This is a genomic window from Cellvibrio sp., assembly GCF_046347455.1.
Lineage (GTDB): Bacteria > Pseudomonadota > Gammaproteobacteria > Pseudomonadales > Cellvibrionaceae > Cellvibrio.
In genome coordinates, this window is the sequence record NZ_JAXMGC010000004.1 from 38,925 (window position 1) to 51,205 (window position 12,281).

Sequence of the window (12,281 nt, forward strand, 5' to 3'; positions counted from 1 at the left end):
GATTTTTTTTGAACCTTATTTATTGTTTAGCTGGCAATGTCCGCCAATAAAACCTGGGTGACTTCGTTTTATCCGCATCTGTATTTTCCATACATTCCTGCACAATCGCAGGCTCCACATCAACCATTTTAATTTCCCGGGTGACCGGATCAGTTACTGATTGTTGAACTCGGTGTTTTTCACCGACCGCATAAACAACGTCACCATAAATGCAGCCTTCTACTTTTTGCGATTTTGGCGTCCCCTTGTCTTGCGCCAGCGTAAATTGGCTCAATAGCGCTAAGGTAATTAAAAATGAAACTCTTTTCATCATATGATCCTTTAATTGATTGATTAAATTTTGCGTAGACGAAATTCAACAAAAAAGCCAAACATACCACTGAAGAACAGCATTGCGCCTACCAGCATCAAATAGTGATTAGGTGTTCCTCGTCCATCCCTTAAACTACTATAAAAATAGACACGCTGTCCGCCTTCAACATTTTTGTAAATGGCTGCACCTTGATAATCTGCAAGTAACAACGTTTCAATTTTTTCACGAACATTAATATTTTTGGACGGATCTACACACGCTTGTGGATCAAATTTTCCATCTACAGGTATTGGGCAGCCATTAGAATAAAAATAACGATTCCGATGCTCAAAAAGATCCATTGGCTCATTAGGCTTTATAACACCACCGGAAATGTACTCATATTGCACCGCACCGAAAATTAACGATTTATAACCCGCCACAATCAATGTCAGCCCAATCACACAGGCCGCCGCTGAGCCAAACAACCATTTTTTGATGTTGTAGATTTTGTACGCAACGCCCGCGTTCAAATAATTAGCGACATCGGGAATCTGTCTTAATTGGCGATAAATGATTTTTTCGTCTATCCCTTCCAAAAAATTTCCTACATCAACACACAAGGCTTTAAGGATTGCCTGAAAGATATCCGCAGACGGAATGGATTTATCATTTTCCAATTTAGACAAATAGGATTGCTCAATACCAATGGCCTCTGCCAATTGTGGTTGAGTGAGATTTTTCTCTGTGCGGAGTTGTTTAATTTTTTCGCCAATGTTCATAGGTTGTCCTTGTGTGCGGTGGAAAAAGGTTGTTACCGCAATTTATTCTTTGAGATTCCTGTAAAACTTGGAAGATGAATATGACGGAATAATAGGGATAGAGTCATTTTTTTATTCAGAGCCCCAAAATAAAAAACTCGCTCGGGTTAGGGAGCGAGTTTTTCTGAAAACATCTTACTTAAGGTGCAAGTTCAATATCGTAATCAATAATGACCGGCATATGACTTGAGAACTGCTGAGTTTTATAAATTGCAGCGTATTCCACTTTCGGGCCAATGCTGTTGGAAACGACTTGGAAGTCAGTTCGCCAACCATCGCCTTCTCCTTTAACACCGGATGGCCACCAACTGTATTCGTCAGCGTCTTTATTAACTCGACGGAAAGCATCTACGTAACCTAATTGGTTATAGAGCTGGCTGAGCCATTGGCGCTCATGGGGCAAAAAACCGGAGTTGTGTTGGTTTTCGGTTGAGTTGCTTACGTCGCGCGGGGTATGAGCCATGGCCCAGTTGCCGCAGAAAATATATTCGCGACGCTTGCGGGTAATTTTGTCGAGGTGCGCCTGGAAATCATCAAAGAATTTGATTTTAACTTCTTGGGATTCAACTTCAGAGGTGGCGCTGGGTGCGAGCAATGAACCAACGCTCAGTTGTTCGTAGTCCACTTGCAAGTAACGGCCTTCCATATCCACACCAGAAGCAAAGCCCAATCCGTAAATAAGTGCTTTGGGTTGGTAGCGGGTATAAATGGCAACGCCGTTGTAATTTTTGGTTCCAGAGTCGAAGAAATAGGCAAAGTAGCCGTCAAGTTGATACTCAGGCTTTTCCATATCGCGCTCACGAACGCGAAGGTCTTGCAGGCAGATTAGATCTGCATCCTGATTTGCCAGCCAGTCATAAAGACCGCGCTGCGCCGACTGAACAATCCCGTCGACGCTAAGACTTATAACTCTCATGTTAGCCCCTTGATTACGGACTGTGTATGATACCCAAGGTTTGTCACAATGTGTTACCTATGTTTCGGATTGATACAATTTTTGAAAGCTTGTGGGGAATTGTACGTAGGAAAACAACTGGATAACCAATGACAATTGAGTAAAGCCCCTAAAATCTTATTCTTGAGTCTGCCCGACCTTATTGCTTTTAAACTTAGTTCATAAATAGGAAATTTGCATGCAAAAATACCAGCACGACTTCATCCAGCTGGCGATTAAACACCAAGCCCTGTGCTTTGGTGAATTCACCCTCAAGTCCGGCCGCACCAGCCCCTACTTTTTTAATGCAGGTCGGTTCCAAACCGGCAGTGCGCTTGCAGAGCTAGGCCGTTACTACGCGGCTGCGATCAAAGACGCCAACGTAGATTTTGATATTGTTTTCGGGCCAGCCTATAAAGGCATTCCATTGGCAGCAACGACCGCCATTGCGTTATCCGATCATCATAGCCAAGATCTACCTTATTGCTACAACCGTAAAGAAGCAAAAGATCACGGCGAAGGTGGCACCTTGGTTGGCGCCCCATTAAAGGGCAAAGTTCTGATTGTTGATGACGTCATCACTGCGGGAACTGCAGTGCGTGAAGTGATGTCCATCATTCAAGCCGCTGGTGCGCAACCTGCTGCCGTTCTTATCGGCCTTAACCGCCAAGAGCGCGGACAAGGTGAATTATCTGCCATTCAGGAAGTTGAACAATCTTTTGGCATTCCTGTGGTCAGCATTATTAATTTAAACCATATAATCCATTATCTTGAAAGTCAGTCAAATCAGCAGGATATGGTAAATAAGATTAAAGCTTATCGCGAAACCTACGGTGTAAACTAAGCTAAGATTAGCGGACGAACTTTGTACCCAATATCCAAACCCTGAATTTTTAGTGGTTAGTCGGTAGCTATGAAACAACGAAACCTTTTGCTTCACTCACTTTTACTCGGCAGCTGTGTTGTATTGGCGAGTGTGAATAGCTTTGCACAAGATAAAAAAGTGTTTTTCCGCTATACCTTGAGCGATGGTCGCAAGGTGGTTTCGCAAACTATCCCACCTCAGTACGTGCGCAATGGTTATGAGATGTTGACCATTAGCGGTGAGGTATTGAAGGTTGTTCCACCCGCTCCGCCAGAAGCAGACGCGGAGCGTATCGCTAACGAACGCAGAGCAGCGAAAGAACAAGCGCGCATTGATCTGGAACTGCGCAGAACCTATAGCTCGGTTAAGGAAATAGAATCTGCCAAGACGCGCGGCCTTCAGGATCTCACAAACACCATTAATATTTTGCAAGCGAACTTGGTGAGCGTAAAAAAACAATTAAAAGCGCAAGAAGAACACGCCGCCACGATTGAGCGCAATGGAAAGACAGTTACAGAAGATATTTTGAAAAATATTGCAACACTGCGAAGCGAAGAAAAAGATTTAAATAATCAAATCAAACAACGCCAAAGCGAATATGATGGTGCTGCTGAAAAATATGAAAAAGAAAAGGCGCGCTTTATTGAAATTAGTAATCAACCTAAATAAACCGGCCTAGCCGGTTTATTTATTTCAGGCATCTGCCAATTCCGGTTTCACCAATAGAGAAGTCAAAGCGCACCATTGCTCTATCCAAAGTTCGGTAGGCGCCATTTGGAATTCACTTCGCACAAACCGAACTAATACTCCATCGATATAGGCGACCAGTAAATGGGCGAAGGCAGCTGCTGGTAAACTGGCATCTATTTGATGCCGCGATTCAGCATCGCGCAAAATTTGTTTTAATTGCGTTTCAATACGCTCAAAAAACTGGACAATGCGTTGACGTAAGCGTTCTGTTTCGCCAGTCAAGGCATCGCCAACCAATAACCGCGACAAACCTGGATTGCGCTCCACAAAAAGCAGGATGGATTTAACAATCATTTCGCAGCGTTTTGTAGGAGATTTTTCCTCCGCCAAAATTAATGTAATTTTGGAAAAAACAGTGTCTTCGATATACTCGATCAAACCTTCGAACATTTTTGTTTTGCTGGGGAAATGCCGATAGAGTGCGGCTTCAGATACGCCAACCGCTTTTGCCAGAATCGCCGTGGTAATACGTTCGCCAGGGCTGGCCTCAAGCATTTTTGCAAGCGCCGTTAAAATTTGCTCGCGGCGCGACAGGGGTGTTGCAAGCTTACTCATATTACACCTGACTTCCGTGGTAAAGATTTAGCAGGCGCTATACATGCGCCTGCTAAGATTGAGCTTAACTTTTGGGTTTATTGGTGATCAATGTACCCACACCAGCATCAGTGAAAATTTCCAACAACACAGCGTGATCTACACGTCCATCAATAATGTGTGCGCTGGTACAGCCGCCCTTCACTGCATCTAACGCACAGGCAATTTTCGGCAACATACCACCGTAAATAGTGCCGTCTTCAATCAATGCATCGACTTGTTGAGTACTCAAACCTGTGAGCACCTTGCCTTGCTTGTCTTGCAAACCCGCAACGTTGGTTAACAACATTAATTTTTCCGCATTCAAATATTCAGCGATTTTTCCTGCAACCAAATCGGCGTTAATGTTGTAAGAAGAACCGTCTTCACCCACACCGATAGGCGCAATCACTGGAATAAAATCGCTGTTTATTAACATGTCGATCACAGCCGTATTTACGCCTGACACTTCACCCACGTGGCCTATATCGAGAATTTCCGGTGCGGTCATTTCCGGAGTTTTATGTGTCACCGTTAATTTTTTGGCGCGAATTAATTGCCCGTCTTTACCGGTCAATCCAATAGCTTGACCACCGTTGCGATTAATTAAACTTACGATTTGTTTGTTTACGGTTCCGCCGAGAACCATTTCAACCACATCCATAGTTGCACTATCGGTCACGCGCATACCGTTAACAAATTCGGATTTGATATTTAATTTTTCCAACAAACTACCGATTTGCGGGCCGCCGCCGTGTACAACAACGGGGTTCATGCCTACGAGTTTCATTAATACTATGTCGCGCGCAAAGCTATTTTGGAGAGCCTCGCCTTCCATTGCGTTGCCGCCAAATTTCACAACGATTGTTTTTCCGGTGAAACGCTGAATGTAGGGAAGCGCTTCTGTTAATACGTTGGCAATATTCATTGCCGAATCACGATTGAGTGACATAAATAATTCCTGTGCTCAGTAAAAAATTAAAACTTCAACGCGAGGTTCGCATCAATTTTCAGCAATTCACGTTTAAATATTTGCTTAATAATGTTTAAAGCTTCCTGGTTTTCTGCTTCAAAGCGCAAGGTTAAGGCTGGCGATGTATTGGACGCGCGCACCAAGCCCCAGCCCTTGCTGTAATCTACCCGAACGCCATCTATAGTGGTGACATTGCCCTGTTGGAAGTCGCCTGTTTCCACCAACTTTTTGATTAATTCAAACTTAAGGTTATCTGATACAGGCACTTTAATTTCGGGTGTCGTTAACAACTGTGGAAATGCGGAAAATATATCGTCGATGGATTGGTCGCGTAGCGTAATAATTTCCAACAAACGCGCCATAGCATAAAGGCCATCATCAAATCCGTACCAGCGGTCCTTGATAAAAATATGGCCGGAATACTCGCCGCCAATTAACGCGCCTGTCTCAACCATTTTTGCTTTCATCGGTGAGTGCCCCGTTTTCCACATAATGGGGCGACCACCATAACCACTAATAACCTGATTCAATTGACGCGAGCATTTTACATCGAACAATACATCTGCACCGGGGTTGCGGGCCAAAATATCTTTAGCGAAAAGCATCAACAAACGATCCGGCCAAATGATGTCACCTTTTGCGCTAACCACAACCAAGCGATCACCATCACCATCAAATGCAACGCCCAGATCGGCATTGATTTCTTTTACTTTTTCAATCAATGCAATCAGGTTGCTTTCTTGCGTTGGGTCTGGGTCGTGGTGCGGGAATTCACCGTCGAGATCACAATAAAGCGGTGTAACCTGACAGCCCAATTCTTCGAACAGTTGGGGTGCAACTACACCCGTTACGGCGTTACCTGCATCTATCACTAAGGACACGTCGCTCGCGAGAGCAACGTCGGAAAAAATGCGCTCGATGTAGTGTGGAATAATTTCGCGAAAACTCTCCTCTCCAAGACCTTGATGCAATTGCTGACGCAAAATTCGCGTACGCAATTCGGTAATGGCCTCGTCCGCTAACGCATTATTGTTGATAACGATTTTGAAACCGTTGTATTCCGCGGGATTGTGGCTAGCAGTGACCATGACACCACTGCGAACGTCCTGGAAATGATAGGTTGCAAAATACATGAGCGGTGTTGGCACTACGCCAATATTCACCACATTACAACCAGAACGCAAAATACCTTTGATCAGCGCGTTGGTTAAATCCTGACTGTGAATTCTACCGTCGCGCGCAACTATTAACGCTGTCTCGCCCTTATCAAGGGCTTCACTTCCCACGGCTTGGCCAATTTTATCCGCGAGGATTATATCCAAGTCTTTTCCAACTACGCCGCGAATATCGTATGAACGGAAAATATGTGCGGGCACACCCGATTCATCCAAGCCGGTGTGCGCCCCGGATTCGCTGGATTGTTTTTTATTGCGCGTGTCGTTTAAACCTAAAATATCTTCATCTTCATCGATAACTTTTATATCGAGAATATCTTGTTTTTGGAAAAGAGGATTAGTAGAGTTCTCTGAAATTGGCGCTATGGTTGCCTTATTCATATCCGCAAGCGTAGGTGCTACTTGTTGTTCTGCTTCTTGCTCCGCTTTTGCGAGGAAGCGACTTAATACCAACGCAAGAAATAAACTTAAGGCTGTGCTACACCCAACGACTAACAACCAAAGTGTGGGCGATTCTTCTGCACTAGCGACCAAAACATCTGATGCGGTAAATTTTATTTCCCAATTACTGGCGGGAACAGCTAAGGTTTGGCTTGGAAGCGCGTTGCCACTACCAAATTTAAATAGAGTGATCGCCGGTGATTTCGCAAATTTTTGTTGCAAAACTTTTTCGCCATGGCCGCCTTGAGTTGCTTGTAGACTTTTTTTCAATTGCTCCGCATCTAGCGTCATCATCATGCTACCAATCAAGGGAAGGTCTTTGCCTGCTGTTACTGGTGCCACAAAATGAATTAGCCATTTCTCATTAATCCGCGCCGCTTCCGCAAAGGCTTGTTCACCGCGCTCCGCACGGCGTAACAAATCAAGTTCTGCATAACGAATCGGCACCGCGCTAGTTGGGTCAACATCCGCTTCACCCGCAACAAAAATTTTTAAATCAGCAAGGTTTGCTATGGACGCCGACAGGGATTTGGTTAACGCTGCCAAGGTATCTTTATTTTTTTCGTTTAACGCCTGAATAAGTTCTGGATGTTGCGCGATTTGATTTAAGGCATCCTGATTTTCTTTTAAATATTTACTTGCAACGCGAACACCAGAATCCAACTCCTGTTGAATGGCTTTTTGTTCGTTTTCGCGCGACACATCTTCAACCATAATGCCACGGAGAAAATAACCCAAAACCAAATTCAGCACCAAGGCCACACCTAGCATGATAAACAACAAACGTTGCTGAGCTTGGGCTTTTCGCTTGGCCTGCTCTTGCGCTCGCGTTGCAGCGCGGGAAGCAGCACTGGACGAGGGCGCAACAATTTGCGGAATGACTGCAAGACCCGGCTTATTTATTTTGTTATCGAGATCGTCCACATTGTCCCCTAGGTGATTATGTGAGTGGTATTGATTCAATCTTAAACAAAGCGATTATTGTTAAATTCGTTCGTCCAACTTCTTCGCAAACACCGACATCAACTCGCGCGCGAGTTGCTGCTTACTGCGTTGGCTAATTTCCTGGTGATGGGTTTTATCTACCAATGTGACTGCATTGTCATCCGAGTTAAATCCTATACCGGCGACGCTTATATTATTGGCAATCACCAAATCCAAATTTTTTCGCGCTAATTTTTGCTGTGCGTAGGCGATAAGATTTTCGCTCTCTGCTGCAAAACCCACTGTAAAGGGTTTGTGCTCCAAGGCCGCAACGGAGGCCACAATGTCAGGATTTTTAACCAACTCCAGCGTGATAGTTTCTTCGCCCGACTTTTTAATTTTTTGCTCGGCTACTCGGGCGGCACGGTAATCCGCTACGGCGGCGGCGGCGATAAATACATCGCAACCATTAGCCTGCGCCAGACTTGCCTCAAGCATCTCTTGGGCAGTGGTAACCGCAATAAATTCCACACGCTCCGGCGCAGCTAATTGCGTTGGGCCAGAAATTAGCACGGTTTTTGCGCCCGCTTCAGCCGCGGCCTGCGCCAAGGCGTAACCCATTTTGCCAGAACTGTGATTGCTGATGTAACGCACAGGGTCAATTGCCTCGCGCGTTGGACCGGCGGTAATAACCACTTTTTTGCCAGCAAGCACGCCTGTCGCAAACAAACCGGCGGCGGCGTCTACCAACGCGAGGGGTTCCAGCATACGGCCGGGGCCCACATCACCACAGGCTTGTTCGCCGGCAGCGGGACCAAAGAGGTGAACCTTACGCTCAATTAAGGTGGCGACATTCGCCTGAGTACTCGCGTTGCGCCACATACCTTGGTTCATGGCGGGCGCTAAAGCTATGGGAGCTGCCGTGGCGAGGCATAGCGTTGTCAGCAAATCATCGCCCTGACCTTGAACCAGGCGAGCCATAAAATCTGCGCTTGCGGGTGCGACCAAAACTAAATCTGCCCAACGCGCTAACTGGATATGCCCCATACCCGCTTCGGCTTCCGGGTCGAGCAAGGTGGTGTGTACGGGATTGCCCGAGAGCGCCTGCATGGTGAGCGTGGTGATAAATTCCTGAGCGGCCGCGGTCATCACCACGCGCACCTCAGCACCGGCATCTTGCAAACGACGCACGAGATCAGCGCTTTTGTAGGCAGCAATGCCGCCGGTCACACCCAGCAAAATACGTTTATTGGCGAGCGAACTCATAGGCAGGTCTTAAGTTAGTCAGTCAATTAGCCATTGTAGCGCAATGTAACTGACTACTAACCCTCGATAGCGCGAATATGGTGATAAAGCCGACTATTTCAGCAGGACTATGTTGGACTCCGCCAGATAGCAATCGGTTTGCAACAGGCCTTTGGCCGGGTTAAAGGACGTGGTGAACACAATATTACTCTCCCGCTTAAGAGCAGTAGCTAGCTCTGCTTTGGCAAAGTCGAAGTAGTAGAGATCTGACTCGCGGCACATGCCGCCTCGAATGAGATAAACACCCTTGTCATCCACCTTGAGTAGTTTGGTGTTGTCGCCAATTCCGGTCGCGAGTTGTTCCAAGCTATCGTCCTTGTGGCGAAGCACCCAAAGGCTGGTCTCGCCGACATATTGAAAGTAAATATCGCCAGCGTACTCAATAGCGGAGCCCACGGTGCCGAAAGTCAGCTGCTTTTGCTGCTGGTTTTGAGTGTTGATTCGCCAGAGATTGCGTACTTCGCCATTGCTTTTGAGCACCAGCGCGCGATGCTGTTCCGGGTGATAGGCGATGGGCTCAATGCGTTCGTTATCGCTCAACAGGAGGTTGGTCTCGGCCGTTTTAAAGCTGTAATCGTAAAGGTTAGAGCCAGCGCTAAACAGAAGGTGTTCGGCATCCGCAGACCACACAATCACCCCCACTTTTTTGGGAATGGGCTGCGCCGTTAGCTGCCGCTCCTGACCGCCCTCCACCAACCATAGGTGAATCTGGTTGTTGCGGACGGAGGCATAGACCACGCGCTCACCATCGGGCGAAAAGCTGGCGCTGTAGTTGAAGTCCGCATTGTCGGTGACCTTCGTCTTTTTACCATCCAACCCCAACAACAGAATATTGGAGCTGCGCTTTTCTTCGGTGTAGAAGATCGCCTCACCATCGGGGCGGAAACGAGGGCGAGAGAACACCCGGTCTTTTACATCTGTCAGAGGAATTTGGGTTTGCTCGCCATTCAGGTAAAGCGTGAAGAGTTTGCGTTCGTCTTCTGCGTAGACGAGCACCCCGCTACCGTCGGGAATCCAGCTGATATCTGCAGCAGGAACATTCAGTTGCCAACGGCTAATGCGGGATTGATCCTCGTTCAAAAAATCAATCTGCACCGCATTTTTGTTAAGGCTGGCCAACGCCGTTTTTTTGTTCAGCACTGTACTGGCAACCGGGTTGGCGACGCCTTCTACCTCATCAAGCATGCTCAAACGCTGGTCTTGAATGGAGTAGCGGTAGCGGGCGTTGCGGGCGTTCGGGCCCTGTTTGGCGACGAACTCCAGGCTAGCGTCATCCCACCAGGTCACACTGAAAATGCGACCCTGCCATTGGCTGAGGAGCTGTTTTTCCAGCAGGCGATTGTTGGCTAAATCCAGCGTGAAAATATGGAAGGAGTACAGGTAGTTTGGTTTTTCGTAAAAGTTGGGGCTAAAAGGCAGGCCTTCGCTGCGGCGAACCTCCACGGCAACCAAGTGCTGACCGGAGGGCGACCACGCCATTTTGAACCAAGAGCCATGGGTGCTGGCTACGCGCCAGTCTTTGCCGTTTTTGTCGCGAACCAAAATGTCGCTGTCGGTCTCGCCACGGTTGTCGCTGTTAAACTTCTCCCGAATATAGGCCACATGCTCGTTATCCGGATGCGGTACTGCGTTGCGCTCATGGCCGGTTTCGTTGGTGTAGCCTTGGCTGGTCACAAACAGCGTTTTGTGAGCCTTAACCACTCTTATATGAGGCGCGCCGCTGTAAATAAACACGCCCGACATAATCACCACAACGCCCAGCACAGCAATCCACAAAGCAGGGCGCGGCCAATGCCAAGATGCCGGTAGCTCGGGGGGTTGCATATCGGAGGATGCCGTCGCCGAATCAGTCACCGCAAACGAAGGCTCCAACTTCAGCTGGTAACCACGCTTGGAATAGTGAGCAATGATTTCCTGATCGCCCAAAAACTCTGCCAAGGCGCTGCGCAAAGCATTAATACTTTTTTGCACGGAACCATGAGTAACTATGCGCCCCGCCCAGAGCTCCTTAATCAGTTCTTCATTACTGATCACGCGGCCATGATTCCGCGCCAGATAATGCAACACGGCCATCACCTTGGGCTGAATCTTCAGCACACGCGTACCTGCACTCAAGGTGTTGTGCGAGGGTGAAACTTGAACATCGCCAAGTGTAAAACTTGCGTCTTTATGTGCGTCCATCAGGCACCACACTTAGCCTTGAACACCGGAGCCCTATTCATAGTGCTTACCTTTTCATGTCTTCCAAAGTCAACTTCTTCTTATATTAGGGGATTGCCAGCATGGCGCTGGGCAAACCCTGACCTGACCGCAATTTTGCAAGATCGCACCTGTGAAAGACAAGTTTTACCGCTTTCCGATAAATTTATATCTTATTGATTTATAAAGGGTATTTTTTGGTAAGCAAAAGGTAAGCAACAGGTTTTTGTATGGTCAGTGTTTTTTTCCGCAATTGCAATATATTCACTCCAACGCACTCTTGCTGGGAATGCAATGCCGACGCTGGGTGCTGTTATCAACAATCAAACAAACAGGTAACAGGCTATGAAATACTCACTACTTCTTCTGGCTCTCCTCACACCAATGCTAGCTATAGCTGCTGACGATCAACCACTCAGCGCAAAAGCGCCACTCGTCTACGTGAATAAGAACCTTGGCTTTAATGTGCCGGGGTACAAATACAAGCAATCGGGCTTTCCCTGCGAACTCGATAAGGTATTGGTCGATAACCTAGTAGAACAATCAAAACTCAATGGTATTCGGATGGAGCCGGTAGCCACTGCCGACAAAATCCGCAATGGCGTTGTGCCTGTATTGCTGATCGACGTTGAGCAATTGGTGTTGGGGGATCGCCAATTCGGCACCGAGCGTGATTCCAAACTACCTAAGGTACAGGTCACCGCTGCAGTGTTGAAAGGCAAAAACATGACTACCGCAAAACACACCTGCGCCATCATGACGCTCAATGAGTTTACGTCTTCCAGCGATGTGCTCGATTTAGGCAGCAATGGTGTGACCGTGTGCGCAGCTACTCGTAAATGCTTGCAAGATCTCAGCAAAGATGTGGTTCAGTGGGTTGAACCCCAACTGCAGTAATAGACAGAGTTGTTTTTAAGATGTTGTTCCGTGTTGTTCGTTTGTAGTACCGCTCCACCTACAGCGTAATTTAAGCGGTTGTTTGCGCTGTATCGTGGAACACCTTTCGATCTTCCACGTTGTAAATGCAGT

The 12,281-nt window shown here is 47.0% G+C and carries 11 protein-coding genes; 3 read left to right on the forward strand and 8 right to left on the reverse strand.

Going from position 1 to position 12,281, the window contains the following annotated elements:
• Nucleotides 1–19 precede the first annotated feature (19 nt).
• The 3 genes from U1F02_RS08620 to U1F02_RS08630 form a co-directional block, all read right to left on the reverse strand.
• On the reverse strand, nt 20–313 hold the full coding sequence (locus U1F02_RS08620) for a hypothetical protein (protein WP_409989978.1): 294 nt from the start codon (nt 311–313) through the stop codon (nt 20–22).
• Between the two features lie 20 nt (nt 314–333).
• Nucleotides 334–1,074, reverse strand: coding sequence for a helix-turn-helix domain-containing protein (locus U1F02_RS08625; protein ID WP_409989979.1), 741 nt, complete (start codon nt 1,072–1,074; stop codon nt 334–336).
• A 178-nt stretch (nt 1,075–1,252) separates the two neighbouring features.
• Nucleotides 1,253–2,029, reverse strand: a complete 777-nt coding sequence (locus tag U1F02_RS08630) for an exodeoxyribonuclease III (RefSeq protein WP_409989980.1) — start codon at nt 2,027–2,029, stop codon at nt 1,253–1,255.
• A gap of 217 nt (nt 2,030–2,246) precedes the next feature.
• Here U1F02_RS08630 and pyrE point away from each other — a divergent pair, with 217 nt between their 5' ends.
• Both pyrE and U1F02_RS08640 read left to right on the forward strand, forming a co-directional pair.
• Entirely contained in the window at nt 2,247–2,891 is a 645-nt protein-coding gene (gene pyrE / locus U1F02_RS08635; protein WP_409989981.1) for an orotate phosphoribosyltransferase, read from the forward strand.
• Between the two features lie 69 nt (nt 2,892–2,960).
• Nucleotides 2,961–3,581: a hypothetical protein gene (locus U1F02_RS08640; protein WP_409989982.1), complete on the forward strand. Its 621-nt coding sequence runs from the start codon at nt 2,961–2,963 to the stop codon at nt 3,579–3,581.
• Between the two features lie 24 nt (nt 3,582–3,605).
• On the opposite strand, the gene slmA is transcribed toward U1F02_RS08640, so the two are convergent.
• The 5 genes from slmA to U1F02_RS08665 all read right to left on the reverse strand — a co-directional run bounded on the left by slmA (nt 3,606) and on the right by U1F02_RS08665 (nt 11,234).
• The gene (slmA, locus tag U1F02_RS08645; protein WP_409989983.1) at nt 3,606–4,217 is read right to left on the reverse strand and encodes a nucleoid occlusion factor SlmA; all 612 of its coding nucleotides are present in this window, start codon (nt 4,215–4,217) and stop codon (nt 3,606–3,608) included.
• 64 nt (nt 4,218–4,281) lie between these two features.
• Nucleotides 4,282–5,187, reverse strand: a complete 906-nt coding sequence (argB, locus tag U1F02_RS08650) for an acetylglutamate kinase (protein ID WP_409989984.1) — start codon at nt 5,185–5,187, stop codon at nt 4,282–4,284.
• Nucleotides 5,188–5,213: 26 nt separating this feature from the next.
• Entirely contained in the window at nt 5,214–7,748 is a 2,535-nt protein-coding gene (locus tag U1F02_RS08655; protein WP_409989985.1) for a phosphomannomutase/phosphoglucomutase, read from the reverse strand.
• A 60-nt stretch (nt 7,749–7,808) separates the two neighbouring features.
• Nucleotides 7,809–9,014 carry a bifunctional phosphopantothenoylcysteine decarboxylase/phosphopantothenate--cysteine ligase CoaBC gene (gene coaBC / locus U1F02_RS08660; RefSeq protein ID WP_409989986.1) on the reverse strand — a complete coding sequence of 402 codons (1,206 nt, stop codon included), beginning with the start codon at nt 9,012–9,014 and terminating at the stop codon, nt 7,809–7,811.
• Nucleotides 9,015–9,107: 93 nt separating this feature from the next.
• Nucleotides 9,108–11,234: a winged helix-turn-helix domain-containing protein gene (locus U1F02_RS08665; RefSeq protein ID WP_409989987.1), complete on the reverse strand. Its 2,127-nt coding sequence runs from the start codon at nt 11,232–11,234 to the stop codon at nt 9,108–9,110.
• A 363-nt stretch (nt 11,235–11,597) separates the two neighbouring features.
• Between U1F02_RS08665 and U1F02_RS08670 the strand changes: the two genes are divergently transcribed.
• Nucleotides 11,598–12,149, forward strand: a complete 552-nt coding sequence (locus U1F02_RS08670) for a hypothetical protein (RefSeq protein WP_409989988.1) — start codon at nt 11,598–11,600, stop codon at nt 12,147–12,149.
• The last annotated feature ends 132 nt before the right edge of the window (nt 12,150–12,281 follow it).

Coding starts and splice junctions, on each gene's coding strand:
- U1F02_RS08620 (WP_409989978.1), bottom strand. CDS start 313: ATGATGAAAAGAGTTTCATTTTTAATTACCTTAGCGCTATTGAGCCAA.
- U1F02_RS08625 (WP_409989979.1), bottom strand. CDS start 1,074: ATGAACATTGGCGAAAAAATTAAACAACTCCGCACAGAGAAAAATCTC.
- U1F02_RS08630 (WP_409989980.1), bottom strand. CDS start 2,029: ATGAGAGTTATAAGTCTTAGCGTCGACGGGATTGTTCAGTCGGCGCAG.
- pyrE (WP_409989981.1), top strand. CDS start 2,247: ATGCAAAAATACCAGCACGACTTCATCCAGCTGGCGATTAAACACCAA.
- U1F02_RS08640 (WP_409989982.1), top strand. CDS start 2,961: ATGAAACAACGAAACCTTTTGCTTCACTCACTTTTACTCGGCAGCTGT.
- slmA (WP_409989983.1), bottom strand. CDS start 4,217: ATGAGTAAGCTTGCAACACCCCTGTCGCGCCGCGAGCAAATTTTAACG.
- argB (WP_409989984.1), bottom strand. CDS start 5,187: ATGTCACTCAATCGTGATTCGGCAATGAATATTGCCAACGTATTAACA.
- coaBC (WP_409989986.1), bottom strand. CDS start 9,014: ATGAGTTCGCTCGCCAATAAACGTATTTTGCTGGGTGTGACCGGCGGC.
- U1F02_RS08665 (WP_409989987.1), bottom strand. CDS start 11,234: ATGGACGCACATAAAGACGCAAGTTTTACACTTGGCGATGTTCAAGTT.
- U1F02_RS08670 (WP_409989988.1), top strand. CDS start 11,598: ATGAAATACTCACTACTTCTTCTGGCTCTCCTCACACCAATGCTAGCT.